A 25,413-nucleotide genomic window follows, 5' to 3' on the forward strand; every position below is an offset into this window, starting at 1 on the left:
ATGACGAAATTGAAGCTCGGCCCGATCACCGAGGAAAAGCCGGTGAAGGCGACGCTGGAACTGCCCGCATCGCTTCACCGGGATCTCGCGGCATATGCCGAGCTGCTGGGAAGGCAGACCGGCCAGCCTGTGCGCGATCCCGTGAAGCTGATCGTACCGATGCTGGAGCGCTTCATCGCCACCGATCGCGGGTTCGCCAAGGCCCGACGCGCGAAGCCCGCGGGCGATGCCAGTTCATAAATCCACGCCCTGACGACGCGCCATCGTCTTCGCCATGCTGACAAAGCGCCTGAGCGCCGGATTGTCGTTCTTTGGCGACCACACGCCGTTGAAGGGAAGGACCTCACCGATGATCGGCCGATAGCAGATGCCCGGCACATGGGCCGCTGTCGTCGCCTCGCTCGTGACCGTTAGCCCGCTGCCGATCGCGACGAGCGTCAACAGATTGTCGCGCCCAACAAACTGCGCCTGAATCTTCGGGTGATGGCCGAGATCGGCGACCCGCTGAACCAGATAGTCATGGACTTCCTGGCCCGGCGGCACATCGCTGACGATGAAGGTCTCGTGCGCCAGATCATGCCACTTCACCTCCTCCTTGCGGGCAAGGGCGTGTGCTTCCGGCAGCACCACAAAAACACGTTCCGACCAGAGGTAGGTGGTCTCGCATCGGGGCCACTCCAACGTCCCCGTCAGAAAGGCGATGTCCAACCGGAACTGCCGGATCGCGGCGACATGCTCTGCGGGATTGCCATCGGCAACCTCGACATGCACGCCAGGGTGCTCTGCCGCGAAGGTCCGGAGAAGATCTTGCAGGAACCCCGATGCCAGGGACGAGAAGATGCCGACGCGCAATTGACCTTCCGTGCCGCGCCCCACCGCGTCCACGATCTCCGCGCCTTCATTGATGTATCGAAGAACCTTTTGGGCTTTCGACAAAAGCCGCTGTCCGGCAACGGTCAGACATACACCGCCGCTGTGACGGTGAAACAGTGCCGAGCCGAGCCCGTCTTCCAGGTCGCGAATCCGGCGACTGATGGTGGACTCCTGGACGCCCAGCGCGGCGCCCGCCTTGCGGAAGCTCCCATGCTCGGAAGCCGCAACGAAATAACGCAGATGTCGAAAGTTCATACTCCCACCTGGACAATTTCCGGGCAGCCCGGCTTCGCCTCGGGTACACGAAGGCGGACTGGTCCTGATCAGCCATAGGCTGTCACCCAGGGCATGATGAGCGTATCCGGCGCCTCCATGCGCCATTACGCTCGCCTGAGCGGATCAACCGCTATTGGCGATGACGAAAACCATCATCTTATCGCCTTTCTAGCTTGCCGATTCTTGCCAACTTATGCCAGTGTAACACAAAATAACTACCAACAAGCCGGCAATCCCATGATCGAGCAGTCCGATGAAATCCTCACCATCGAGGAAGTCGCCACCTACCTGAAAGCAGGTCGGCGCACGGTCTATCGCCTTGCGGCCAATGGCCAGCTTCCGGCGTTCAAGCTAGGCGGTGTGTGGCGCTTCCGCCGCGCCGAGCTGGAACGATGGATCGCCGCACGCATCGGTGAGCAGGATGAAAAGCCCAAGCCGGACGAGGGGAGGCAATGACCCATGCGTTCGCACTATCGGCAGAGGTGGCCAAGCTCCCTGCGCTTGAACGGCTCATCGAGGAAATCAACGATCTCCAGAGCAAGCTGATCCTGCTCGTCGGCAGCAGCGGCAAAACGCGCCTTCTGCGCGCTTTGGCGCGCCGGTTGAACGCCAAGCCTCTCAATGTCGGCGTGACGCTCGGACGTCGCTTAGCGGTCACGCCCGTCTCTGATCGCGGTTTCTCGACGAACGAACTGCTCCGCGAAATCACTGATGGCGTGAGCGGTGACGCTCCGCTGCTGCTCGACAACCTCGAAGTGCTCTTTGAGCCTAGTCTGAAGGTCAATCCACTCAACGTCATCAAACTGCTGGCGCACTCACGTCCGGTCATCGCGGTATGGCCAGGTGAAATACACAACGATCGGCTGATTTACACCGGCATGGGACATCCCGAGCACCGCGACTACAGCCGCGACGGCGTCGTCGTCTTTGAAACGGCGCAACGTCAATAAGGGGACTCGAAGGTCAGGAATATGAAGTACAAAGATCTTATTCAATTCGAGCAAATCGAGTCGGTCGTTCAACTGCTCGACGCCGACCGTCCCAACGAAGCCAAGAAGCTCGTCTCGACGTTTGTCATCTCCGATGACATGGCCGAGCGCATTGCCAAGCTCATGGTGCCGCAGCTCGGCTTCGACGAATCTGTCGATCACAAGGGTGTGCTCATCGTCGGCAACTACGGCACCGGTAAATCGCACCTGATGTCGGTGCTATCGCTGGTGGCCGAAGACGCCGCCTATGCGCCGATGATCCGACACCCCAAAGTGGTGGATGCGGTCGCGTCCATCGCGGGGCGCTTCAAGGTGCTGCGCATCGAGGTCGGCGGTCTTGAAATGCCGTTGCGCCAGATCATCACCCAGCAGATCGAACGATTCCTCAAGAAACTCGGCGTCGATTTCACGTTCCCAAGCGCTGATCAGGAACTGAACAACAAGGACTCCTTCGAGGAGATGATGGCTGCGTTCGGCGAGAAGTTCCCGGATCAGGGGCTTTTGCTCGTAGTGGACGAGTTCCTCGAATATCTGCAATCGCGTCGCGATCACGAACTGGTGCTCGACCTAGCCATCCTGCGTCAGATCGGCGAAGTCGCCAAGCATTTGAAATTCCGCTTCGTTGCGGGTGTGCAGGAAGCCATCTTCGATAGCGGAAGGTTCCAGCACGTGGCCGACAGCATACGCCGCGTCAATGAACGCTTCACGCAAATCCTGATCGACCGCCAGGACGTGAGCTTCGTCGTATCCGCGCGTCTGCTCAAGAAGTCTGCCGACCAGCAGAATAAAATTCGCGAATATCTGAAGCCATTCGCCAAGTTCTACGGATCGATGAACGAGCGTATGGACGAGTATGTCCGGCTATTTCCGGTCCACCCAGACTATCTCAAGACCTTCGAGCAGATTCACTTCACCGAAAAACGTGGCGCACTCAAGACCATCGAAGCCGCAATGCAGGCCATTCTCGATCAGGATGTACCAACTGATCGGCCACAACTCATCGCCTACGAAAGCTTCTGGAATACGGTCAAGAGCAACCAGGTGCTGCGCGCCGATCCCAACATCAAGGAGGTCTTGCGCGTCTCTGAAGTGCTGGAATCTCGCATCCAGCAGGCATTCACGCGGCCGACCTACAAACCGATGGCGCTGCGCGTCGTCAACGGCCTGGCTGTGCATCGCCTGACCACCGGCGGCGACATCCACATCCCGATTGGTCCTACCGCCGCAGAGCTTCGCGATTCCCTGTGCCTGTTCCAACCTGGTGTCGGGGATATGCCCGGCGAACCGGCCGAGAACCTGCTGTCGATGGTTCAGACCGTGATGCGCGAGGTGCTGAAGACCGTCAACGGCCAGTTCATCTCCAAGGCCGCCGACACCGAGCAGTATTACCTCGATCTCAAAAAAGACGTCGACTACGACGCCCAGATCGATAAGCGCGCCGAAGCATTGTCAGACGACGCTCTGGACCGCGCCTACTATAGCGCCGTCAAGACGTTGATGGAGTGCAGCGACGATCTTCGCTACCCCGGCTTCCAGATCTGGCAATACCAGATCGAATGGCAGGAACACCGCGTCGAACGCCTGGGCTATTTGTTCTTCGGAGGCCCAAACGACCGTCCCACCGCGCAGCCCGAGCGTGATTTCTACATCTACTTCATTCAGCCCTTCGACAAGGGACAGCGCACCTACTCGCAGCAGCCGGATGAAGTGTTCTTTCGCTTGAAAGCGCTTGACGAGGGCTACAGGCGCCATCTGTCCCAATACGCTGCCTCGCTCGACCTGGGCTCCACTGCCAGTGGCGGTGCGAAGGCGGTCTATCAGTCCAAGGCGCAGGACGCCCTGCGCGCCATGAGCAAGTGGCTGCAAGAAAAGCAGCTGACCGCGTTTGAAGTCACCTATCAGGGCAAGGCCAAGACGCTGCAAGACTGGGCCAAAGGTGTCTCACTGCGCGACCGCGCGCGCCTGGGGCCTGAGGAGAGGATCAACTTCCGCGACATTGTGAACATCGTCTCGGGCCTGGTTTTGTCCCAGCACTTCGCCGACATCGCGCCCGAATATCCCAAGTTCCCGGTGCTCGTCACCGAGGCTAACCGCAAATCCCTGATTGCCAGTACGCTGCGCGCGCTGGCGGGCGGCACGCGCACCAAGGACGCTACCGCGGTCCTCGATGCCTTGGAAATGCTCGACGGCGAACGTATCGACCCGGCGAGCTCCCGCTACGCTCAGGAAGTGTTGAACCGTCTCAAGGCCAAGGGCCATGGGCAGGTGCTCAACCGCAACGAACTCGTCGCCGGTGCGACCGATGTGGAGTATTTCTCCCCGGCCAAGCACCGGCTTGAGCCCGATCTGCTGGTCGTTGTGCTGGGCGCACTGGCCTATTCCGGCGACATCGTGCTCGCGATCACCGGCGACAAGATCGACTCCGGCAAGCTCTCCTTGCTGGCAGAACGCTCGCTCGATGAACTCAAGCAGTTCAAGCACATCGAGGCGCCCAAGGAAATCAACCTCGCGGTGCTGCGTGCGCTGTTCGAGTTGCTCGATCTGCCATCTGGCCTGGCCCAGAAGGCCAGCCAAGGCGACACCGAACCGGTCATCGCATTGCAGGAAAAGATCAGCGCCCTGGTGCCGCGTGTGCTCAGGGCGGGCTCCGATCTCCAGCAGGGCAAGCTCGCCTTCTGGGGCCAGAACCTGCTGCGCGAGGAAGAAGCCAAGGATTGGTACGCGCGGCTGGATGCGCTCAAGAAATTTACAGAATCCCTGTCTCCCTACAACACCGTCGGCAAGCTCAAAAACCTGCGCACCACGCAGGAAGACATCGACATCCAGAAGAAAAATCTGGACGTGCTCGCCGGCGTCGAGCGTTTGTTGGAACTGATCGGAGAATTGGGGGGCGCCGCATCCTATCTGTCGCAGGCGGAGATGATCTTGCAGCCCGGCCACGACTGGGTGAAGCAGGCCGAAGCCGCGCGCAAAGCCCTGTTCGATAAGCTGGCGGAGGATCGCACAGCGGAACGCGCCGCCGCCATCCTCGGCGAAGGCCGTCAGACTCTCGCCGGGCTCAAGAAGGATTACGTCACCGCCTATATCGCCAGCCACAGCAAAGCGCGGCTCGGCGTCGCCGAAGAGAAGACACGCAATGCACTGCGCCGCGACGACCGCTTGTTATCGTTGCGCGTGCTGGCAGGCGTCTCGCTGATGCCCACCAGTCAGCTCACCGGCTTCGAGGACGCGCTCAACGGCCTGAAAAGCTGCTCCGCGCTGGACGAGCCGACGCTGCTCAGAACGCCGGTATGCCCCCACTGCCAGTTCCGGCCATCCGCCGAACAACTGGAACTGCTGCCTGCCGCCAGTCGCCTGAACAAGCTGGACGACGATCTGGACCAGTTGCAGGCCAACTGGCAGCAGACATTGCTGGAGAATCTGGAAGACCCGTTCACGCAGGACAGCCTGGGCCTGCTGCCGGCCGCATCGAAGGCTCTGATCGATGCCTTCCTCGCCGCGCGCAAGCTGCCGGAGCCTGTCACCACCGATTTCGCCAACGCCGTGCAGGAAGCACTGTCCGGGCTGGAGAAGATCACGGTCAAAGCAGACGAACTGCGTCAAGCCCTGCTGCAAGGAGGCTCGCCCGCCACGCCGGATGAACTGCGCAAGCGGTTCGACGCGCTCATCAGCGAGCGGGGCAAGGGCAAGGACGCAACCAAACTCCGGTTCGTGATCGAGTGACGCCATGACCAGAGACGACCTCGTCGCCGCGCTCCAATCCATCGAATGGAACGACATCGAATTCAAGGAAGCAGCCTGGGCTGTGCCCAAGGACGCGCTTTCGACTGTCAGCGCCTTCGCCAACACGGAAGGCGGGCACCTGGTGTTCGGCGTCAAGCAGGCCAACGGCACATTTACCGTCACCGGCGTGACCGATGCTGATAAAATACAAAACGACTTTCTGGGCCAAGTTCGAGATTCAAACAAAGTCAGCGTATTTTTGCCCATAGGCGGCACGGTTCACGACTTGGCCGAAGGCACAGTTCTGGCCTTTTATATCCCCGAAGCCGAGCGGCATCAGAAACCGGTCTATCTCGACGGCAATCCGAAAAAAGCTCACATTCGTCGTGGTGGGCGCGATGACACCTGCACAGGCGATGAGTTGCTGCGCTTCATTCGTGATGCGTCGAATATCCGCTACGACGCCGAAACGCTCGATGTGGATATTGGCCGGTGTTTCGACGAAGCCTCTGTGCGTTGGTATCGTGCGCGCTTTGCCGCCAGCAACCCCGGCAAAGACACCGCTGCTGACGACATCACATTCCTGCGGAACTGGGGCTTTCTGGTCGAGCAAGGCGGCGTGCTGCGCCCTAGCCGCGCCGCCATTCTGGTGCTGGGCAGCGGTGAATATGTCCGGCAGGTACTGCCGCGCATGGTCACGGACGTACAACTCTACCGCAATGCCAGCACTGAATATGATTCCACCGTCCGCTGGGCCGACCGCCTCTCGGTGGAGGACAACCTTATCAAGGCTTGGCAGGCCATTGTGGAGTTCTACTACCGCCACAGCGAGCGCCCCTTTGCCGTCGACGCGACCACCATGCGGCGTGACGACGACCCGCCCGACTACATCTCCTTCCGCGAAGCCGCGATCAATCTGCTGATCCATCAGGATTTCGGCGACACCACCCGTGTGCCGGTCATCCGCTTCTTCCGTGACCAGACCGAGTTCTTCAATCCTGGCGACGCCTTTGCCTCACGCGAGCAACTGCTCGATCCGGGCGATAAGGAGGTTCGCAACCCCAGCATCGTCAGCGCCTTCCGCCGCATCGGGCTGTCCGATCAGGGCGGCACCGGCGTGCGCGCCATCTTCGACGGCTGGCGCAAACTGGGCTACCTGCCGCCTGAGATCGAGAACCGCAGGGCCGAAAAAAGCTTCCGCCTGCGCTTGTGCAAGGTAAAGCTCATTACTGAAGCTCAGCTTCTTGCGCAGGCAAGCCTTGGCGCACACCTGTCCGAGCACGAGGCGGCGGTGTTTGCCTTCCTGCTGCGCAGCGGCCAGGTCGATGTAGCGGACATCAAGGCGCTGACTGGTCTTACTGGCGCGCAGGCGCTGGATCTGGCGCAGCGCCTGACTGTGCAAGTGCTGACGGAACCGCTCGGCGAGGCGGCCCACACATGGCGGCTGGTCCCTCACTTGCGCACCCGCTTCGCCGCCGAAACGGCTGAAGATACCACGGATCAACCGACTGGCGCGGAAACGGTGGTGGCAGGCGCTACCGATCAAGTCACCGAACAAGTTGCACAGGAACAGCCCGGACTTGATCGGTCACTTGATCGGTTGACGGAGGTGCAGTGGCATATCGTCGGCTACGCCGATGTCCCGCGCTCGCTGGCCGAACTGATGGCTCACGCCGGCTATCGCCAACGACCGCACTTCGTTGCCACGCATATGGAGCCGCTCCTAGCCGGCGGCGTACTGCGCCCAACTATCCCGGACAAGCCGCGCTCGTCGCGGCAACGCTACGTGCTCACAGAAGCGGGCATCCAACTCAAGCTGCTGCACGAACAGGTCGCGGCCAAGCCGGACGAAGAAAATGGATATTGAAACCTCCGGGGCGATCAGGCTGTTTTTCCCCAACCCGTCGTTGACCCTCGTCTATTTTGAAGCGCTGGCCAATGCGCTGGATGCGGGCGCGACCGACGTGTCGATCGATATCGACGTTCAAGCTTTCGACAAGCCAGACACGTTGAAAATTACCGTTTCGGACAACGGCGATGGCTTCACCGACGAGAATTTTGAGCGGTTCCGGAAACTGCTGCGGCCAAGAGATAAATTCCACAAGGGCATCGGCCGCCTCGTCTTCCTCAACTATTTCGCTCGTGTGGATGTTGATAGCGCTCGCGAAAAATGGCGGAGAACCTTCACCTTCAAGGACGGCTTCGACGGCAATGCGCCGCTGCAGGCCGTTGCAGATCAACAGGAAGCGAAAACTTCGCTGATTTTCAGCGGCTTCGCCAAAGAGCGTGTTAAGTCATACGACGACCTGAAGCCGGATGCACTTAAGCCGCTTCTGATTGAGCAATTTCTGCCAACGCTTGACGCGCGCAAGCGCGAAGGCAAGGCATTCAAGATCTCTATAAATCTGACGACTAACGAAAGTAACGCGCAAAAGGAGTTCTTCCCTCAGGCAGCCGAAATAACACCGGCTGATTTGCCGGCAATGACCAAGATTACCATCCAGGATGATACACTTGATGCCATCTCGACCATTGACATGCACTATCATATTGCCCCCGTATCGGGGAAAGGAAGTTCCCTCGTCGCCTTCAGCATCGACGGCCGAACGATACCGGCAAACCTGATTCCCCCTTCGTCGTTTCCGCCGGGCTATCTCTGCGTCTTTCTCTTCGAGTCCGAACTCTTCCACTCGAATGCGGACAGCTCCCGGCAAAGGCTTGTTCTGCCCGAGGGAACGCCCGAGGCTCATCTTTTTCGCGTTCTGCGCCGCGAACTGGGCAAGGTTTTGGCGGAGAATATCCCGCAGATCACCGAGCGGAATGAAAAAACCAAAGAAACATTTGAAGAGCAATTCCCGCATTTGCTCGGATTTTTTGAGGCCGACACCGTTGGCCTGATCGACCGGGACGATGCGCTGTCGATCGCGCAACAGCGATTTTTCAAAGAACAGAAGGCAATACTTCAGTCCGAAAAACTGAGCGACGCCTCATATGAAAAATCATTGGAGATGTCTTCCCGAACGCTGACCGAATATATCCTGTATCGGGATAAAATCATTCGGCGAATGAAGGAGATGACGGGCGGAAACGCGGAATCCGAAATACACAATCTGATCGTTCCCCGCTTCAAGGAGTATTCGCAAAGCTCCATGCCGTCGGAAGTTTACCAGAACAATGCCTGGTTGCTCGATGACAAGTTCATGGTTTTCAGGACCATTCTGAGCGAGAAGAGCATGGATGCCGTCATCAATGCCATACGCTTGGATGACGAAATCGTAGGAGACACAGGCCGGCCGGATATTGCGATGATCTTCTCGGCAGACCCCAACGACACGACGCCGGTCGATGTCGTTGTAGTTGAGATCAAAAAGAAGACGGATGACGAGAAAGACAATTCCTACGCTGTAAATCAGCTTCTGGACCGCGCCGGCAAGCTCGTTGCGCATTGTCCGAACATTCAGCGCGTTTGGTACTACGCGATTATGAACGTCAACGACACAATGGCCTTTCGCTTAAGGCAACTTAAGTGGACGCCCTTTTTCTCGAAGGGCAGGGTTTATTATCAGGAATTCGAGACGCCACATCCTGATGGCCGCGTCATCCCGACACCGACCTTCGTGGTCTCTTTCGATGCGATCATCGCTGATGCCGAAGGCAGGAACCACACCTTCCTCGAAATCCTGCGGGAAGGCATGAAAAAATACGCTGACGAAAATGGTGACAGCAAATCGTCTGGCGACGAATAAAGAAAAGATGGGCTGATATGAACGACCTACTGCAAAATCATCACAGCGGAACAAGTGGCCCGGTCGAATGCCTCGGCCAGACATTTGCCAGCGACGATGCGCGGCGCGCGCACTTCCTAACGCTGCTGGCCGAGAAGCTGCAAGACCCGACCTTCCGCAAGCAGGAGGGGTTTCCGAAGGGATCGGACGCGGCCATCCTCGCCATGTCCGACCCGCCATACTACACCGCTTGCCCGAACCCGTGGCTGGCGGAGTTCGTAGCGCATTACGGCAAGCCCTACGACCCGGCGGTGAAATACAGCCGCGAGCCGCTGGCGATCGACGTGAGCGTTGGCAAGACCGATGCCATCTATAAAGCGCACAGCTACCACACCAAGGTGCCGCACCTGGCCATCGTGCCGTCGATCCTGCACTACACCCAGCCGGGCGATGTGGTGCTGGACGGTTTTGCCGGTTCGGGCATGACCGGCGTGGCCGCGCAATGGTGCGGCACGGCCCCGGCCAGTTACCGGCACGACTTGGAGCTGACGTGGAAGAAGGAAGGCCGCACTGCCCCCAAATGGGGCGCTCGCCGCGCCGTGCTGAACGATCTTTCGCCTGCCGCTACTTTCATCGCCACCAACAACAATCAACCATTTGATGTCATTGGCTTTGCAAAAGCAGCGGAGACGTTGCTGCATGACGCAGAACGCGAAATCGGCTGGATGTATAAGACAAAGCACACAGACGGCACAGAAGCTCATATTGCATATGTCGTCTGGAGCGAAGTCTTCATCTGCCGATCCTGCTCGGGAGAGACCGTATTCTTCAATGCAGCTTACGATCCAGTAGCAAACAAGGTCCGGGATAAAGTGACATGTTCTCATTGTGGGGCTGAATCCTCCAAAGAGAACATGGATTTGAAATTCGAGTCTTTTATGGATGCGCCGCATAATCGGGTAGATAAACGGCCGGAACGTGTTCCGGTCTTAATCAAGTATTCTATCGGACGATCTTCGTTCACCAAAACTCCAGATCAGAATGATCTGGCAATTCTTGACAAGATCTACAAGCTCAGCATCCCTCAAAATCTGCCGACCGTTGAGCTGCCCGATTGTCAGATGACGCGCGTTGGGCGAATGCGGACGACAAATACGGGCAGCATTCACCATATGTATTTGCCTAGGGCCGGTTACGCTTTGTCCTATCTCTGGGAAAAAGCGAATAACTTGACCGACGGACGTTTGCGTAACGAAATCAAATATTGGCTAGACAGTCAGTTCACCAATTTGTCTATACTTAATAGATACAGGCCAGAAGTTTCCTTCCCATACAATCCTCTCTCTGGTGTTTTTTACGTCCCCTCCTTAATTTCGGAGGCCGATCCATTCACGGCATATAAAAACAAAATAAAGAGATTGACCTCAGCGTTTTCCGTGAGCCGTGCACAGGAAAATATGAGCATGACCTCGTGCGGGAGCACAACGAAATTGCCTCTCAATAACGAGAGCATTGACTATATTTTTACGGACCCACCGTTTGGAGAGAATATCTACTACGCCGACTTAAATATCCTTGTCGAATCTTGGCATCGCGTTCTTACTGATGCGAGCCCCGAGGCGATTGTTGATCGAGTGAGAGAAAAGGGAATCCCTGAGTATCAACATCTCATGCGCGCGTGCTTTTCCGAATACCACCGTGTACTGAAGCCTGGCCGTTGGATGACGGTTGTTTTCTCAAACAGTCGCGCGTCGGTATGGAACGCTATTCAAGTAGCATTACAGCAGGTTGGATTTGTGGTTGCAGAGGTGACCGCCCTCGACAAAGTGCAGGGTAGTTTTCAGCAGGTCACTTCGCCAAATGTCGTGAAGCAGGACTTGGTGATTTCCGCCTACAAGCCCAATGGCGGGCTGGAAGATCGTTTCGTGAAGAGCGGTGCGACGGTAGATTCAGCGTGGGATTTTGTGCAGACCCATCTGCGGCATCTCTCCGTCACGAAGGTTAAAGACGCCGAGCTGGAGTTCATCGTCGAGCGCGACCCGCGCCGCATCTACGACCGGCTGGTGGCCTGGTTCGTGCGCCATGACGCGCCCGTGCCGCTGTCCAGCGACGAGTTTCTTTCCGGCCTTCGCAACCGCTTCCCCGAACGCGACGGCATGGTCTTCCTGCCGGAGCAAGTGACGGAGTACGACAAGAAGCGTGCACAGACCGCGCAGGCGCCGCAGATGGAACTGTTCGTCTCCGACGAGCGCAGCGCTATCGACTGGGTGGCGGACTTCCTGAGAGCCCGGCCGTCCACCTATCAGGACATCCACCCGGAGTTCATCAGGCAACTGGGCGCCGGTTGGAAAAAGCACGAAACTCGACCGGAACTCTCGGCGCTTCTGGAAGCCAACTTCCTGCGCTTCGACGGCGCGGGCGAGGTACCGAGCCAGATTCACCGCTATCTCTCGACCAACTACCACGACCTGCGCGGCCTGGAGAAAATCGATCCGCGCCTCAACGCCCGCGCGCAGGACCGCTGGTATGTGCCCGATCCGAACAAGGCGCAGGACCTGGAGAAGAAGCGCGAAAAGGCGCTGCTCAAGGAGTTCGAGACCTACAAGGCGTTCACCGGCCGCAAGATCAAGGAATCGCGGCTGGAAGTGCTGCGGGCAGGTTTTAACGCGGCGTGGGCGGTAAAGGATTACGCCACCATCCTCGGCATCGCCCACAAGCTGCCGGAAGCAACCCTGCAAGAGGATGAGCGGCTGCTCACCCTCTATGACATGGCGCTGACGCGCACCGAAGACGGGGCGTAATCCGTGACGGGGGGCGGCTTCGACATCGGCGATTGGTGCTGGCACACGCGGCAGGCTACGCCTTGCCGCGTGGTCGAGCGACTGGCGCTATGGGGTGAAGCGGCCTACCGTGTGTGGCTGCCCTCGAAAGACGCCGTGCTCCGCGCACGGGCGACGGAACTGGCGGTGCTTTCCAGCGTGCGGCCCACGGTGGGGCAGATTCTGCACGCCACGGCGGCGGCAAAATTGCAGGACGCGCTCGAAGACAACCTCCTGCTGGCGCCCATCCAATCCAGCGTCATTCCGTTGCCTCACCAGCTCTACGCGCTGAACCGTGCCGTCGGGCAGGACCGCATCCGCTACCTGCTCGCCGACGAAGTGGGTCTGGGCAAGACCATCGAGGCGGGCCTAGTGCTGCGCGAACTGAAACTGCGCGGTCGCGTCAAGCGCATCCTGGTGGTCGCACCCAAAGGCTTGGTGCGGCAATGGCAGGCGGAAATGCGCCAGCATTTCGGCGAGCCGCTCCACTTCGTAGATCCTTCATCGCTTGCGGCCTTGCGGCAATGGCGCGGGGACAGCGCGGAAGACAATGCGTGGCGGATGCACGACCAGGTAATCTGCGCGCTGGATTCGGTGAAGCCGCTGGAATCGCGGCGTGGCTGGAGCCTGGACCAGATCCAGACCTACAACCGCGAACGCTTCGAGGATCTCGTGTCGGCGGCCTGGGATCTGGTCATCATCGACGAAGCACACCGCATGGGCGGCAGCACCGAACAGGTGGCGCGCTACAAGCTGGGCGCAGCGCTGGCGGAAGCCTCGCCCTATTTGTTGCTGCTGTCGGCCACGCCGCACCAGGGCAAGACCGACCAGTTCATGCGCCTCATGCAGTTGCTGGACCGGGACGCCTTCCCCGATGAAGGCAGCGTCAGCCACGAGCGCGTGCAGCCCTTTGTGATCCGCACCGAAAAGCGCGCTGCGATCAATGCCGAAGGCCAGCCGCTGTTCCGACCCCGGCTCACGCGCTTGCACGCGGTCGCCTGGCAGGCTCGGCACGCGGCGCAGCAGCAGTTGTACGAAGCCGTCACCGACTATGTGCGCCATGGCTACAACCAGGCTCTGGCGGCCAAGCAGCGCCATGTCGGCTTTCTGATGATCCTGATGCAGCGACTGGTGACATCCAGCACCGCCGCAATCCGCGCCACGCTGGAAAAGCGCCAGGCGGTGCTGGACACGCCGCAGACCCAAGCGCGCCTGTTCGACACGCTCAGCCCGGACGAATGGGCCGATCTCGACGGCGAAGCGCAGGTAGACCTGGCGCTGCAAGCCAATGGTCTGGAGCTGGAGAAGTCGGAGGTTGAGACGCTACTGGCGCTGGCGCGCTCCACCGAGGCCGCCGGGACGGACGCCAAGGCCGAAAGCCTGCTGGAGCTGATCTACAAGCTGCAACAGGAAGAAGGCGACCCGGCGCTGAAGGTGCTGGTGTTCACCGAGTTTGTGCCCACGCAGGCCATGCTGGCGGACTATCTGGAAAGCCGGGGCTTCACGGTCGCCACGCTCAACGGCGGCATGGACATGGAAGCCCGCACCCGGACTTTGCAGACTTTCGCAGGGGACGCTCGCGTGCTGATTTCCACCGACGCGGGCGGCGAAGGTCTGAACCTTCAATTCTGCCACGTCATCGTCAATTTCGACATGCCGTGGAACCCGATGCGCATTGAGCAGCGCATCGGCCGCGTGGATCGTATCGGTCAGAAGCATGTCGTGCGGGCGTTGAATTTCGTGCTGGAAGACACGGTGGAACACCGTGTCCGGCAGGTACTGGAGGAGAAGCTCGCCGTCATCGCCGAGGAGTTCGGCGTGGACAAGGCCGCGGACGTCATGGACTCGGCGGAAGTGGAGCCGGTGTTCGATGAACTGTTCGTGCAGAGCCTCCAGCATCCCGAAGCCATCGAGCGCGAATGCGACAGCGTGGTCTCCCAGTTGCGGACCACGCTGGCGGAATCGAACCGGAACAGCGATCTGCTGGCCGTGCCGCACGATCTCGATGCGGACCAGGCCCGCAAGTGGCGTGACCACCCGGCTCAATTCTGGCTGGAACGCGCCGTCGTCAACGGGCTGGCAGTACGCGGCGGATCGGCGACCCAAGATGGCAGCCTCTGGCACGTGCGCTGGGCTGATGGTGCCGAGACGCCACAGGCCTGCTTCGACGCTCGCGCGGCAGGCGAAAACCCGGCGGCTGAATGGCTGACGATGGAAGATCCGCGCGCGCGGGCGATCATCGGCGACGTGCCGCGCTTCGTTGCGGGCCAGCCTCTGCCGGTGATCCGGGTGACGGGCCTGCCCGACTCGGTCAACGGTATCTGGTCGCTGTGGGAGATCGGGCTGGCGGCGCCGGGTGCGAACCGCAAGCGCTTCCTGCCAGTCTTCATAAATGACGAAGGCCGCCCCTTTGTGCCTACCGCCAAGCGGGTTTGGGATTTGCTGCTGACGGAAACCGTATCCGTGCAGTCGGTGGCGGACGCGGAGGCTTCGGTGGGCTGGTTCAAGGCATCGTTCGCGGTGGCCGGCGCGCAGGGTGAAGCCCTGTTCGCGGCGCTGGCGGACGAACATCGCGCCCGTATCAAGGAAGAGCGAGATCGCGCCACCTACGCCTTCGACGTTCGCAATCAGGCCATTGGACGCATCGGTCTACCGGCCGTGCGCCAGTTCCGCCGCCGCCGTCTGCAATCCGAGCACGAGGCACGTCTGGCCGCGCTGGACGATATGCAATCCAGCGTGCCGGAGCTGAATGCCGTGGCGATGGTGCGGATTGACGCCGCAGCCGGCAAAACCAGCGAGCGTGCGTCATGAGCCAATGGCATCAGCGCATTCTTGGCTCTTTCACGGCCGATCTTTCCCGGCTGTGGGTGGCCTGCGATCCAGACGGCGTGCTGCTGGACGAGAAGCTGCTGGCCGAACTGCGCGCCCGTGGCTTCGAGGTGATGGGATACGACGATCCGTTCGGATTCCGCGCGGAGTACGAGGAACGGTATCGCGCAGCGTGGGATGGCAACGAGCAGCCGCCATCTCCGGCGCTAATCGTACATCTGCGGCACGACAACGCGAACGATCTGCCGTGGGACATCGTGCATAACGCCCGCCCTGCGGTACGGCTCAATCTTGCCGAATTGTTCCCCAAGCTGGCCTATAGCGCGGTCCGGCAGGTGGAACCGGAACGATTGGAAATCCTGTTCGACGCCCATCAGACCGAGTTGCAGTCGGCGCGCGGTGAAAGCGAGTCGAAGGACTTCATTCTCGAACACGTCTATCAGTTGACGCCGCGATCTATCCGCGCGCCCGTGGACTTCTGGCGCGAAGTGCTGCGACTGCACTTTGCCGGTCGCGCTTTGCCGGAGCCGTTCGCCGAGCATGTGGCGGCCATCCTGCGCGGCAGAGGTTTACTCGTCGGCCACGCGGTTGCGGAGTGGCTGTCATCCAGGAGCGCGCTTCTGCGCGTGGTGCAGGACGCCTGGTATCTCTATCTGGAAAAGCTGAAACTGGAAGGCAGGCGTATGTCCGACCCCGATCCGCCGCCCTTTGGCGTAGGCGAGATCGGCACAGCGATTGAGATTCCCTTCGATCACACCGACGTGCGCACCATCGTAGACTCGTTGTTCCTCGACGGTAGCTTGCATCCGCTGGCGGTATCCGACGTTCCCACCGCCGTGCCTGGCTGGATCAAAGCAGGCATCGTCGAGGATGTTTGGTCGCAATTCGCGCTGGCGGAAAAAGGCATCGAGGCGCTTGCCACAGCGGTGCCGGAAGCGGACGCCCCGCACAAGTTCTGGGGCGACTTCGCAAGACGCTATGGCGAGATGCTGAGCCGGGTTCATGAATTGCCCGGCAAGGATGCCGGTGAAAGGATGGTCGCGATCCGGGAGCGCTTCAAGGCGATCCAGGCGCTGACCGACGAACGGTTGCAGGCGTGGATTGCCGCCGGCCACTACGCCGACCTGATCCTGCAACCGACGATCAAAGGCCCGGTGATGGTGCATCACGTTCCGCGTTTCCTGCGGCAGCGCCGTAGTGCGGGCGAAGCCAAGGTGGCGCTGCTAGTGTTCGACGGGTTGGCCTTCGATCAATGGGTACAGATCAGGGAACACCTGATCGCCAACCAGCAGCCTTTGGCATTCGACGAGAGCACGGCTTTCGCGTGGTTGCCCACGGTGACGTCGGTATCCCGTCAGGCGCTGTTCTCGGGCCTCCGGCCACGCGAGTTTGACGATTCGATAGACCACACCAACAAGGAAGAAGCCTTGTGGAAGGCGTTTTGGCAAAACGAAGGCGGTATTGCGTCCAGCGAGGTGATATACCAGCGCGCACTGCATCAGGTCGAGCAACTGGACGCCCTGGAAGCCGACATTGCGAGCCGCAAGCCCAAAGTCTTGGGGCTGGTAATCGATGAGGTGGATGAACGGCTACACAAAGAGCGCTCCAAGGAAGATGTAGCGCTGTGGATCGGGCGCTGGCTCGGCTCCGGTTTTGTCGAGCGCCTGTTTTCTTTCCTGCTGAGCGAAGGTTTCAGCATCTACGTCACCGCGGATCACGGCAATGTCGATGCTGTCGGCATAGGCCGGCCCAATCAGGGAGTGATCGCGGAAACACGTGGCGAGCGGGTGCGGGTTTATCGTAGCGATCCGTTGCGCGCCGAGTCCGCGATGGCCTACCCGGGCACGGTCGCCTTGGACATCGCCGGGTTGCCAGCGAACTTCAAACCTCTCTTCGCTGGCGGGCGCACTGCCTTCGTTCCGAACGGTGATCAGGTGGTCGTCCACGGCGGCGTGTCGGTCGAGGAACTGGTCGTCCCCTTCGTGAGGGTCTCAGATGTGAATGGAGCTGGGTGAGTTTTGAATGATGACGTTGGCTCCACGAATAGGCTTTGATCGGTTCATCGCCCTCGAATGGGCAACGACCGCGCTGAAAGTTCGCGCCGGTACAGCCAAGCTCGAAGATCTGGAGTCATTGCTGGATGCCGCCGGTTTGGGGGCCGCCGCGCGAACGAAGACACGCACGGTGTTGAAACGCCTGTGGCTGGACCCGCGCGTTGAGTTGGTGGACTTTGCGGATCGCGGTGCGGCGATCTTCAAGGCGCACCCGGATGTGCCCGTCACAGCAATGCACTGGGGCATGGCCGTTGCCACCTATCCCTTCTTCGGCAAGGTTGCCGAACTGATCGGGCGCTTGTCCGCCCTCCAGGGTGATTGCGCGTCAGCCGAAATCCATCGGCGCATGAGCGAAGCCTACGGGGAGCGCGAAGGCACCTACCGAATGACCAATATGGTCATCCAAAGTCAGGCCGGCTGGGGTGCCGTGGAGCGGATTGAAAAGGGCAAACGTGTCCTCCGTCTTGCCCCCGCCGTTGTGGAGAACGACGAACTTACGGTATGGCTGATCGAAGCGGCCGTGCGGAATGCGGGCAGGCCGTTGGCAATTCCAAGTCTGCAATCACTACCCGTGCTTTTCCCGTTCAGCCTGACACGTCCGTTGGCCTACCTCGTGTCCAACAACGACTACATGGCTGTCAGAAGTGATGGGCCGAACAGTCAATATGTCGCCTTGCCCGACAGGATTTGAGGACAGGTCGTTCCAAAATCAGCATGTATCGGTCGTGCTGCGCCTCCGTTTGTCCGATTTGCACGCCACAACACGCCGCAGTTCTACGCCCATCAATTCGAGCTTTTATCAGCGCCATCTATCGCCTTCATTCATCCAAGCAGAACTGATGAAGGATTTTCAGATGGCGCAGCCAGCCCGAGCAATCGCGAAACGTACGATCCGACGGCATGAACTTCGGGAAATCGTACCTCTCGCCGACACAACGATCTATGACATGGAACAGCGCGGCGAATTTCCTCAGCGCTTCTACCTCACCTCCCGCTGCGTGGTTTGGGATCTTGGAGAGGTCGAAGCCTGGCTCGATGACCGGCGCCGGGCTTCACGAGCCAAGGCCGTGAAGCGTGCACCTGTTCCCGACGTACAGCTCCGCAAGACGCGGCCTGTCAGGCATCAAACTCGGGCGTAAGCAGGTCCATCCTCGGCGGATAAAGGGTCGGCGTGTATTTCTGACCAGCGACCCACGCATCCACCAGATTGGACCATTCCTGCATCATATGCCGGCGCTGGTGTTCATATTCGGCCTTGTTGTAGATGCCCCGCGAGGACCGTCCATCCTCATGCGCCAGACACTTCTCGATCCAGTCGCTGTTGAAGCCCACCTCATTCAGCAAGGTTGAGCCGGTTCGCCGGAGATCATGGATCGTAAATGCCTCCAGCGGCAAGCCTTCCTTCTTGGCGCGCTCCACCACGGCCACCGTGATCCGGTTGAACGTCGCCCGCGACATCGGGGCGTCGGCGTCGTAACGTGACGGCAGAACGTATTTCGAGTTTCCCGCGCAGGTTTTGAGAGCGATGAAAATGTCGAGCATCTGCTGCGAGAGATAGACGTTGTGAGCCTTCGAGCGCTTCATCCGCTCCTTCGGGATCGACCAAACCGCGTTCTCGAAATCGACTTCGTCCCACACGGCATCCTGTAATTCGCTCTTTCGCACCATCGATAGCAGGAACAGTTTCATTCCGAGGCGTATCGTCGGCAAAGTCGCGACATGCTCGAGCTGGGTGAGCATGATGCGTATTTCCGAGGGGGATAGCGATCGATCCTTCGGCACGAAGGTTGCGATCGAGGATGGGCCAACCTCGTCGGCTGGGTTGGAAACCTTCTCGCCGTGCAAGATCGCGAAGGCAAAGATCAGCTTCACGATGTCCCGGACATGGACCGCCGTCGCCGGTGCGCCTCTCGCCTTCACCTTCTCGCACATCGCTCGCAGGTCCTCAGGCAGAATCTCGTGCAGGAGCCGGTTCCGGAATGTCGGCAGAATATCGCGCTCGAAGATGGTGCGGCGCATGGCGCGGGTGCTATCGGCCATTCGCGCGTCTTGCAGCCAGCGCTCGCCAAATTCGCCGAAACTCTTGGCTTCCTTGATCCGGCGCTTCTCGCGTCGCTTTTCGAACGCAGGCGAGACGCCGTCCTGAATCATCAGTTTGGCCTCGATCAGCTTCTCGCGGGCGCGCGCAAGCGAAACGCCCGTTGGGCCGTACCTGCCAATAATCACCGTTTCCCGGCGCCCGTTCAAACGGTAGTCGAAGCGGAAGGTCAACGCGCCGGTCGGTGAGACCAACACGTACATCCCGTCACGGTCCGTCACTTTGTACATTTTATCGCGTGGTCTCAAAGCCTTAATGGCAGCGTCCGTGAGCATTCTTCCCTCCGAAACAGGATCGAAAGCGGAGAAAGCCACTGAAAAGTACGTCAGCCGTTTTTGGCCCATCATTTGGAAATTTTTATCTGAATTCCCAATGTGTTATGGCCAAAAAAAGTCCGTCAGCGGCTCTCATGCCCCTGACGGTACTTTCAAAAGATCAATTGAGCAAGTTTGTGAGGACCGCCAAAAAGTCCGTCACCTGTGACGCTTACCCGGCGATAGACGCCGAAACATGTAGAAGAGTTTTTCGTTTTATATCATATACTTAACGGAAATCATGGCGTAGCATTGGATACCCTCGGATGGGCCTGAATCATTCCCGCTACGTCATATTTAAGCTCTGTCATGATCCTCTTGCTGGGTTGCGATGTCGGGAAGGGTGCGGGGCCGGAGTATAGGGAAATGGCCCCGGATGTCCAAAATCGCCCGCCCCCCCCCGCGCGGAATCAGATCCAGCGGCGCGTCTTCGCCCGGTACTCCGCATAAGCGGGGCCGAATGTCTCCGCCATCGTCCTCTCCTCGAAGCGGATGTACCAACGATCGGCGATCAGCACATAGAGAAGCGTGATGACGAGGCCGGAGACGCAGTTCATGGCTATCGCCGCGCCGGCAAGCGCGCCGGCGAAACCGAGATACATCGGATTGCGCGTCCAGCGGAACAGCCCGCTTGTCACGAGCGTATCGGGCTTCCGGAATGTGTGGATGTTGGTGCGGTGACGGCGAAATTGCGCCGCGCCGATAAAGGCAAGCGCGAGAAAGACGGCGGCAAAGGCGAGACCCGCAAGGAGTTGCGTGTCGCCTGCCCAGCGCGGCTCGGGCTGCGCCACATGAAGTGCGATCATGGAGACAAGGGCGATCAGGAAGAGATGAGGCGGCAAAAGTTTTTGCATGGTGAATTTCTCCGTTGCGGCGGGATGCCGATAAACAGACAAGCCGGGCAAATTCAGCGCTCGCCCGTGCGCTTCTCGTGAACCTCGATGACGTCAAGCAGTCCGTCCAGCGCCTCCGAAAAGAGGTCGAGCCTTTCCGTGAACGCCGTACCGAGCGCCGCTTTGAAGGATACGGCCATCTGCCGGTGAAATTTTTCGTGCTGGATATGGCCGCGTTTGCCGAGCGGTGTCAGGAGAAGCGACACCTCGCGTCCGCTCTTCGGATTGGCGCGCTTCTCGATCAGGCCTTTGCCGGCCAGGCGCGCCACCATTTGCGAGGCGGCGCCTTTTGTGACACCCAGCGCTGCGGCAAGCCCTGTCATGTTGATCTCCCCCGCCAGCCCCACCGCCTGCACCGTGTGTATCTCTGCGCGGCTAAGCGCCGCGCCGGTGCCGAACTCGCGCGGCCTTGCGTCAAACTCATGCGCGCGCACCATCAGCCGGTAGAGTTTTTCCACCACGGCGTCTGCATGTTTGCGCTCTGCGTCGCTGCATTCGATTTTCTTCGTCATCCTTGTCAGATCGTATAGCAGCTAAACAGTCTCTCGTCGAGAGTGAAAAGGAAGCTGGCAAAGTTTGTGATTAAGGCGGCCGGGCTCTAGTTTAGCCTTGTGTCACTAGTCCGGAGCTTTCAGAAAGCCATGCTGTCCGACGCAATACGCGCCCTGAGAGAAACATTCTCGCCGCCCTTCCGGCAAACCATGTGGCTTTCTCTCGGCCTCACCGTTTTCATCCTTGTGCTTTTCGGCGCGGGCCTTCAATGGGCGCTGACCGCCATTCCGGAGTTCGGGCCCGATCTTGCGGGCGGCTGGGTCGACACGATCCTGCAATTCATCGCCCGGTTTCTCGCGGTTATCGTGCTGATCCCGCTCGTCCATCCCGTGGTGACACTGGTTGCCGGTTTCTTTCTCGAAACGATTGCCGCGCGGGTCGAGGCGGAGGACTATCCCGCCGATCCGCCGGGCAACGACCAGCCTTTCCTGCAATCGCTCGTCGTCGCACTGCGATTCACGCTGGTCCTCATCGTCGTGAACCTGCTGGCGTTGCCGCTTTATCTTCTGCCCTTCGTCAATGTTGCGCTCTTCTGGGTGATCAACGGCTACCTGATCGGCCGGGAATATTTCGAGCTCGTCGCGCTTCGCCACGTATCGACGACGGAAGCCGAACTCCTGAGGAAACGCTACCGCGCACGCATCTTCCTTGCGGGTGTCGTCATTGCTCTCTTCACGACCGTGCCGGTGCTCAATCTCTTTGCGCCCCTTTTCGCCACCGCCTTGATGGTCCATACCTACAAGCGCCTCGCCGCCGGAAGCCGGATATGAGCAAGACATGAAAAAGCGACATCTCATTGCATTGCTGGTGCCGTTTGCGCTTGCCGCCTGCGCGGCGCCGGGTACCGGGGGGACGGGCCCGAGCACCTCGCTTGCGCCGGGGCCTCTCAAATCCGCGAACCTTGTCGGCGTTGCGCCCTCCGCCATTTCCTCCCGTCTCGGCGCGCCGGATTTTCGTCGCACCGAGCCGCAGGCGGAGATATGGCAATATGCAGGCGGCGAGTGCAGCCTCTTCGTCTATTTTTACAAGACGGCGGGCGGCGCGCTCGGCGCCCGATATGTCGATGCGCGCAAGCTGGAAGGCGGCGCCGCCGACCGCGACGCATGCCTCGCATCGGTGATCGCGAAGCGCAACGCGCCGATTTCCTAGGCAGGCACCGTCTTCGCCTTGAACTGGCAGAGATCGCTCACCGGGCAGGCCGGGCAGTCGGGCTTGCGCGCCTTGCAGACATAGCGTCCATGCAGGATCAACCAGTGATGTGCGTGAAGCCGGTAGGCGGCGGGCACGACCTTCTCGAGCTTCTGTTCGACGGCGACGACATCCTTTCCCGGCGCAAGCCCGGTCCGGTTCGAGACGCGGAAGATATGCGTGTCGACCGCGATGGTCGGTTCGCCGAAGGCGACGTTCAGCACCACATTGGCCGTCTTGCGGCCGACACCCGGCAGCGCCTGCAAGGCATCGCGGTCATGCGGCACCTCACCGCCATGCTCCTCGATCAGCATCCTCGAAAGCGCGATGACGTTCTTCGCCTTGTTGCGATAAAGCCCGATGGTTTTGATGTGCTTCGTCAGTCCCGCCTCGCCCAGCTTCAGCATTTTCTGCGGCGTATCGACGGTCTTGAAAAGCTCCTTCGTCGCCTTGTTGACGCCGGTATCGGTCGCTTGCGCCGAAAGCACCACGGCGACCAGAAGCGTATAGACATTTCTGTATTCGAGTTCCGTCTTCGGCTCGGGCAAGGCCGCCGCGAGCCGCCGGAAAAACTCCTCGATGTCTGGCTTTTTCATCGGCATGGGGGGTGAACTTTGTACATAACCGGCCTGCGTCGCAAGGCCGTATTGCGGCCGGGGATTGGCCGCCCTACTCTTTCCCCATGCAGGAACCCCTGACCGCCGCGCCCTTGGAGCCGCCGCTCCACTTCAATGCGCTCATCACGCCACATCGCTCGCTTTCGGCGCGCGACTTCGTGATCGTGATCGGCATTGTCGCGGCGGTGAATTTCACCGCCGGCATAGTCTTCATGCTGAAAGGCGCCTGGCCGGTCTTCGGTTTTTGCGGGCTCGAAGTGCTGCTCGTCTGGTGGGCTTTCCGCGCCAACTACAAGGCCGCACGGGCGCATGAAACGGTACAACTCACCGACGATGAACTGCTTGTCCGCCGCGTCGATGCGAAAGGCCGGGCCCGCGCCTTTGCCTTCCAGCCCTATTGGGTGCGCCTCGCCCTCCGCAAGGAACCGGACGAGACGACCCATCTTCACCTCTTGAGCCATGGCCGCCAGCTTGAGGTTGCCGCCGCGCTCTCGCCGCCCGAGCGTGAAAGTTTCATGCATGCGCTTGAGGCAGCCCTGACGAAGCTCAGAGCGCCTGCCCTGCCTCAGTGAGCTTCGCGCTCGATCAGCATTTCCTTGCGCACTACGCCGCCCTTGTCGTCCAGCTCGTAAACGATCGGTGCGCCGGTCGCGATGTTGAGCGCGAGGACTTGTTCCTGCGACAGCTTGTCGAGCTGCATCACGAGCGACCTGAGCGAGTTGCCATGCGCGGCGATCAGCACCCGTTCGCCCTTCAGCACACGCGGCAGAATCTCCTTTTCGAAATAGGGAAGCACTCGCTCCGCCGTCATCTTCAGGCTCTCGCCGCCAGGCGGCGGTATGTCATAGGAGCGGCGCCAGATATGAACCTGTTCCTCGCCCCACTTCTCCCGCGCATCATCCTTGTTGAGGCCCGACAGGTCGCCATAGTCGCGTTCGTTCAGCGCCTCGTTCTCGATGATCTCGATGTCGCCCTGCCCCAGTTCTTCCAGCACGATCCGGTTCGTTTCCTGCGCGCGTGACAGGGCGGACGTATAGGCGACGTCGAAGACAAGGCCTTTCGCCTTTATCGCCTGGCCCGCTTCACGCGCCTCTTCCATGCCTTGCTCGGTCAGGCCGGGATCGCGCCAGCCGGTGAAAAGGTTCTTCTTGTTCCATTCGCTTTGTCCGTGGCGGACAAGCACAAGCAGGTTCGGCAAGGCTCACTCCCGATATTATCCGTTACGCTTATTCGATGCCGAGAACATCGGCCATGCTGAAAAGGCCGGGGCCCTTGCCCTGGCCCCAGCGCGCGGCCTTGAGCGCGCCGCGCGCGAAGATCGACCGGTCTTCGGCGATATGGCCAAGCGTGATGCGCTCATGCTCTGTCGCGAAGACCACTGTGTGGTCGCCAACAACCGAGCCGCCGCGCAGGCTCGCAAAACCGATATCGCCCGCTTTCCGCGCGCCGGTAATCCCGTCGCGTCCCCGCGCCGATACATCTTCGAGGGCGACGCCGCGTCCCTCCGCCGCCGCTTCGCCGAGCAGAAGTGCGGTGCCGGAGGGGGCGTCCACCTTGTGGCGATGGTGCATTTCCACGATCTCGATGTCCCACTGGCCGTCAAGCGCCTTGGCGGCCTGGCGCACCAGCGCGGCGAGCAGGTTGACGCCGAGGCTCATATTGCCGGCCTTCACGATCGTTGCGTGCCGTGCCGCCGCCTTGATCTTTTCTTCGTCCACCACCTCAAAGCCCGTCGTGCCGATGACGTGCACGATCCGCGCCTGCGCCGCCAATGCGGCGAATTCGAGCGTCGCGGCAGGTACCGAAAAATCGATCAGCGCATCGGCATCCTTGATGAGCGTCAACGCATCGGCAGTGGCCGCGAGCCCTGTCGGCTGCGCGAGACCCGCCAGCGTGCCGAGGTCGGTGCCGAGATAAGGCGAGCCTTCGCCTTCGAGCCCGCCCGCAAGCGACAGCCCCTCGGTTTCGTGGATAAGCCGGATCAGCGTCCGGCCCATCCGGCCGGCAGCACCCGTCACGACGATTTTGATGTCAGCCGTCATATCGGTGTTCCCAAGGTTCGCAGGCGGTATAGCAGCCTGAATTCACCCCCGGAAGATGAAATACGCCCCGAGCGCGATCAGCGTGAAGCCGATGGCCGTGTTCCATGTCGGCCCCTCGCCCAGATAAAAGGCCGAAAAGCCGACAAAGACCGTGAGTGTCACGACCTCCTGAATGGTCTTCAGCTGGGCCGCTGAATAGACGCCGTGGCCGATCCGGTTTGCCGGCACGGCCAGCATGTATTCCGCCAGCGCGATCCCCCAGCTGATCAGGATGACGGTCAGGATCGGCATCGCTTTGAACTTCAGGTGCCAGTACCACGCCGTCGTCATGAAGATATTCGACAGGATGAGCAGCGCGACGGGAAGAATATAGGACTGGAGGGGCATGGCGCACCGGACATGAAAAAGGCCCGGCGGAAAC

Annotated in this window: 22 protein-coding genes; 14 read left to right on the plus strand and 8 right to left on the minus strand. The window is 60.2% G+C overall.

From position 1 onward, the window contains the following. Positions 1-240 carry a DUF2274 domain-containing protein gene (locus PLAV_RS18015; RefSeq protein WP_012110071.1) on the plus strand — a complete coding sequence of 80 codons (240 nt, stop codon included), beginning with the start codon at positions 1-3 and terminating at the stop codon, positions 238-240. Here PLAV_RS18015 and PLAV_RS18020 read toward each other — a convergent pair. After that, entirely contained in the window at positions 235-1,128 is an 894-nt protein-coding gene (locus PLAV_RS18020; protein WP_012110070.1) for a LysR family transcriptional regulator, read from the minus strand. The two genes, PLAV_RS18015 and PLAV_RS18020, sit on opposite strands and share 6 nt — an antisense overlap. A gap of 93 nt (positions 1,129-1,221) precedes the next feature. Here PLAV_RS18020 and PLAV_RS20100 point away from each other — a divergent pair, with 93 nt between their 5' ends. The 10 genes from PLAV_RS20100 to PLAV_RS18070 all read left to right on the plus strand — a co-directional run bounded on the left by PLAV_RS20100 (position 1,222) and on the right by PLAV_RS18070 (position 18,427). Beyond that, positions 1,222-1,605, plus strand: a complete 384-nt coding sequence (locus PLAV_RS20100) for a helix-turn-helix domain-containing protein (RefSeq protein ID WP_425357294.1) — start codon at positions 1,222-1,224, stop codon at positions 1,603-1,605. Further along, positions 1,602-2,099: a BREX-3 system P-loop-containing protein BrxF gene (brxF, locus tag PLAV_RS18030; protein ID WP_012110068.1), complete on the plus strand. Its 498-nt coding sequence runs from the start codon at positions 1,602-1,604 to the stop codon at positions 2,097-2,099. Before PLAV_RS20100 ends, brxF begins: the two co-directional genes overlap by 4 nt. A 21-nt stretch (positions 2,100-2,120) precedes the next feature. Next, positions 2,121-5,861 carry a DUF6079 family protein gene (locus PLAV_RS18035; protein ID WP_012110066.1) on the plus strand — a complete coding sequence of 1,247 codons (3,741 nt, stop codon included), beginning with the start codon at positions 2,121-2,123 and terminating at the stop codon, positions 5,859-5,861. 4 nt (positions 5,862-5,865) lie between these two features. Further along, positions 5,866-7,728: an RNA-binding domain-containing protein gene (locus PLAV_RS18040; protein ID WP_012110065.1), complete on the plus strand. Its 1,863-nt coding sequence runs from the start codon at positions 5,866-5,868 to the stop codon at positions 7,726-7,728. Continuing rightward, the gene (locus PLAV_RS18045; protein ID WP_012110064.1) at positions 7,718-9,607 is read left to right on the plus strand and encodes an ATP-binding protein; all 1,890 of its coding nucleotides are present in this window, start codon (positions 7,718-7,720) and stop codon (positions 9,605-9,607) included. The genes PLAV_RS18040 and PLAV_RS18045 overlap by 11 nt, the downstream gene beginning before the upstream one ends. A gap of 17 nt (positions 9,608-9,624) precedes the next feature. After that, entirely contained in the window at positions 9,625-12,387 is a 2,763-nt protein-coding gene (locus PLAV_RS18050; RefSeq protein WP_012110063.1) for a DNA methyltransferase, read from the plus strand. 69 nt (positions 12,388-12,456) lie between these two features. Then, positions 12,457-15,216 carry a helicase-related protein gene (locus tag PLAV_RS18055; protein WP_245545183.1) on the plus strand — a complete coding sequence of 920 codons (2,760 nt, stop codon included), beginning with the start codon at positions 12,457-12,459 and terminating at the stop codon, positions 15,214-15,216. After that, positions 15,213-17,249 (plus strand): BREX-3 system phosphatase PglZ, encoded by a 2,037-nt coding sequence (gene pglZ, locus PLAV_RS18060; RefSeq protein ID WP_012110061.1) that lies wholly within the window; start codon positions 15,213-15,215, stop codon positions 17,247-17,249. The genes PLAV_RS18055 and pglZ overlap by 4 nt, the downstream gene beginning before the upstream one ends. A gap of 7 nt (positions 17,250-17,256) precedes the next feature. Then, a complete protein-coding gene (locus PLAV_RS18065; RefSeq protein WP_012110060.1) occupies positions 17,257-17,979 on the plus strand; it encodes a hypothetical protein in 723 nt (240 codons plus the stop codon). A 163-nt stretch (positions 17,980-18,142) separates the two neighbouring features. Further along, positions 18,143-18,427 carry a helix-turn-helix transcriptional regulator gene (locus PLAV_RS18070; RefSeq protein WP_012110059.1) on the plus strand — a complete coding sequence of 95 codons (285 nt, stop codon included), beginning with the start codon at positions 18,143-18,145 and terminating at the stop codon, positions 18,425-18,427. Here PLAV_RS18070 and PLAV_RS18075 read toward each other — a convergent pair. From PLAV_RS18075 to PLAV_RS19145, 3 genes are all read right to left on the minus strand, one after another. Continuing rightward, positions 18,405-19,661, minus strand: coding sequence for a tyrosine-type recombinase/integrase (locus tag PLAV_RS18075; protein WP_012110058.1), 1,257 nt, complete (start codon positions 19,659-19,661; stop codon positions 18,405-18,407). The two genes, PLAV_RS18070 and PLAV_RS18075, sit on opposite strands and share 23 nt — an antisense overlap. A 449-nt stretch (positions 19,662-20,110) precedes the next feature. After that, entirely contained in the window at positions 20,111-20,554 is a 444-nt protein-coding gene (locus PLAV_RS18080; RefSeq protein WP_012112422.1) for a methyltransferase family protein, read from the minus strand. A 53-nt stretch (positions 20,555-20,607) separates the two neighbouring features. Next, complete coding sequence (locus PLAV_RS19145; protein WP_012112423.1) at positions 20,608-21,105, minus strand: MarR family winged helix-turn-helix transcriptional regulator; 498 nt, start codon at positions 21,103-21,105, stop codon at positions 20,608-20,610. A gap of 129 nt (positions 21,106-21,234) precedes the next feature. Between PLAV_RS19145 and PLAV_RS18090 the strand changes: the two genes are divergently transcribed. Both PLAV_RS18090 and PLAV_RS18095 read left to right on the plus strand, forming a co-directional pair. Next, positions 21,235-21,915, plus strand: a complete 681-nt coding sequence (locus tag PLAV_RS18090; RefSeq protein ID WP_012112424.1) for a sulfate transporter family protein — start codon at positions 21,235-21,237, stop codon at positions 21,913-21,915. Positions 21,916-21,922: 7 nt separating this feature from the next. After that, positions 21,923-22,294 (plus strand): hypothetical protein, encoded by a 372-nt coding sequence (locus PLAV_RS18095; RefSeq protein ID WP_012112425.1) that lies wholly within the window; start codon positions 21,923-21,925, stop codon positions 22,292-22,294. Here PLAV_RS18095 and nth read toward each other — a convergent pair. After that, on the minus strand, positions 22,291-22,935 hold the full coding sequence (gene nth / locus PLAV_RS18100) for an endonuclease III (RefSeq protein ID WP_012112426.1): 645 nt from the start codon (positions 22,933-22,935) through the stop codon (positions 22,291-22,293). The genes PLAV_RS18095 and nth overlap by 4 nt on opposite strands. An 80-nt stretch (positions 22,936-23,015) precedes the next feature. Here nth and PLAV_RS18105 point away from each other — a divergent pair, with 80 nt between their 5' ends. Next, on the plus strand, positions 23,016-23,522 hold the full coding sequence (locus tag PLAV_RS18105; protein WP_012112427.1) for a DUF2244 domain-containing protein: 507 nt from the start codon (positions 23,016-23,018) through the stop codon (positions 23,520-23,522). Here the strand turns inward: PLAV_RS18105 and PLAV_RS18110 are convergent. From PLAV_RS18110 to PLAV_RS18120, 3 genes are read right to left on the minus strand one after another with little or no spacing between them, the layout of a single operon-like run. Beyond that, positions 23,516-24,148, minus strand: a complete 633-nt coding sequence (locus tag PLAV_RS18110; RefSeq protein ID WP_012112428.1) for a 2,3-bisphosphoglycerate-dependent phosphoglycerate mutase — start codon at positions 24,146-24,148, stop codon at positions 23,516-23,518. The genes PLAV_RS18105 and PLAV_RS18110 overlap by 7 nt on opposite strands. 28 nt (positions 24,149-24,176) lie before the next feature. Beyond that, complete coding sequence (gene dapB, locus PLAV_RS18115; protein WP_012112429.1) at positions 24,177-24,992, minus strand: 4-hydroxy-tetrahydrodipicolinate reductase; 816 nt, start codon at positions 24,990-24,992, stop codon at positions 24,177-24,179. Between the two features lie 42 nt (positions 24,993-25,034). Continuing rightward, on the minus strand, positions 25,035-25,379 hold the full coding sequence (locus PLAV_RS18120; protein ID WP_012112430.1) for a DMT family protein: 345 nt from the start codon (positions 25,377-25,379) through the stop codon (positions 25,035-25,037). Positions 25,380-25,413 lie beyond the last annotated feature (34 nt).

Origin of the sequence: Parvibaculum lavamentivorans DS-1, from assembly GCF_000017565.1 — a bacterium.
In the GTDB taxonomy this organism is placed as follows: Bacteria; Pseudomonadota; Alphaproteobacteria; order Parvibaculales; family Parvibaculaceae; genus Parvibaculum; species Parvibaculum lavamentivorans.

Bases quoted from the DNA above. Each gene is read 5' to 3' on its own strand.
- PLAV_RS18105 (WP_012112427.1), top strand. From the start codon at position 23,016: ATGCAGGAACCCCTGACCGCCGCGCCCTTGGAGCCGCCGCTCCACTTC.
- PLAV_RS18015 (WP_012110071.1), top strand. From the start codon at position 1: ATGACGAAATTGAAGCTCGGCCCGATCACCGAGGAAAAGCCGGTGAAG.
- dapB (WP_012112429.1), bottom strand. From the start codon at position 24,992: ATGACGGCTGACATCAAAATCGTCGTGACGGGTGCTGCCGGCCGGATG.
- PLAV_RS18065 (WP_012110060.1), top strand. From the start codon at position 17,257: ATGATGACGTTGGCTCCACGAATAGGCTTTGATCGGTTCATCGCCCTC.
- PLAV_RS20100 (WP_425357294.1), top strand. From the start codon at position 1,222: ATGATGAGCGTATCCGGCGCCTCCATGCGCCATTACGCTCGCCTGAGC.
- PLAV_RS18035 (WP_012110066.1), top strand. From the start codon at position 2,121: ATGAAGTACAAAGATCTTATTCAATTCGAGCAAATCGAGTCGGTCGTT.
- PLAV_RS18070 (WP_012110059.1), top strand. From the start codon at position 18,143: ATGGCGCAGCCAGCCCGAGCAATCGCGAAACGTACGATCCGACGGCAT.
- PLAV_RS18040 (WP_012110065.1), top strand. From the start codon at position 5,866: ATGACCAGAGACGACCTCGTCGCCGCGCTCCAATCCATCGAATGGAAC.
- brxF (WP_012110068.1), top strand. From the start codon at position 1,602: ATGACCCATGCGTTCGCACTATCGGCAGAGGTGGCCAAGCTCCCTGCG.
- PLAV_RS18050 (WP_012110063.1), top strand. From the start codon at position 9,625: ATGAACGACCTACTGCAAAATCATCACAGCGGAACAAGTGGCCCGGTC.
- PLAV_RS18120 (WP_012112430.1), bottom strand. From the start codon at position 25,379: ATGCCCCTCCAGTCCTATATTCTTCCCGTCGCGCTGCTCATCCTGTCG.
- PLAV_RS18090 (WP_012112424.1), top strand. From the start codon at position 21,235: ATGCTGTCCGACGCAATACGCGCCCTGAGAGAAACATTCTCGCCGCCC.
- nth (WP_012112426.1), bottom strand. From the start codon at position 22,935: ATGCCGATGAAAAAGCCAGACATCGAGGAGTTTTTCCGGCGGCTCGCG.
- PLAV_RS18095 (WP_012112425.1), top strand. From the start codon at position 21,923: ATGAAAAAGCGACATCTCATTGCATTGCTGGTGCCGTTTGCGCTTGCC.
- PLAV_RS18045 (WP_012110064.1), top strand. From the start codon at position 7,718: ATGGATATTGAAACCTCCGGGGCGATCAGGCTGTTTTTCCCCAACCCG.
- PLAV_RS18020 (WP_012110070.1), bottom strand. From the start codon at position 1,128: ATGAACTTTCGACATCTGCGTTATTTCGTTGCGGCTTCCGAGCATGGG.
- pglZ (WP_012110061.1), top strand. From the start codon at position 15,213: ATGAGCCAATGGCATCAGCGCATTCTTGGCTCTTTCACGGCCGATCTT.
- PLAV_RS18080 (WP_012112422.1), bottom strand. From the start codon at position 20,554: ATGCAAAAACTTTTGCCGCCTCATCTCTTCCTGATCGCCCTTGTCTCC.
- PLAV_RS19145 (WP_012112423.1), bottom strand. From the start codon at position 21,105: ATGACGAAGAAAATCGAATGCAGCGACGCAGAGCGCAAACATGCAGAC.
- PLAV_RS18075 (WP_012110058.1), bottom strand. From the start codon at position 19,661: ATGCTCACGGACGCTGCCATTAAGGCTTTGAGACCACGCGATAAAATG.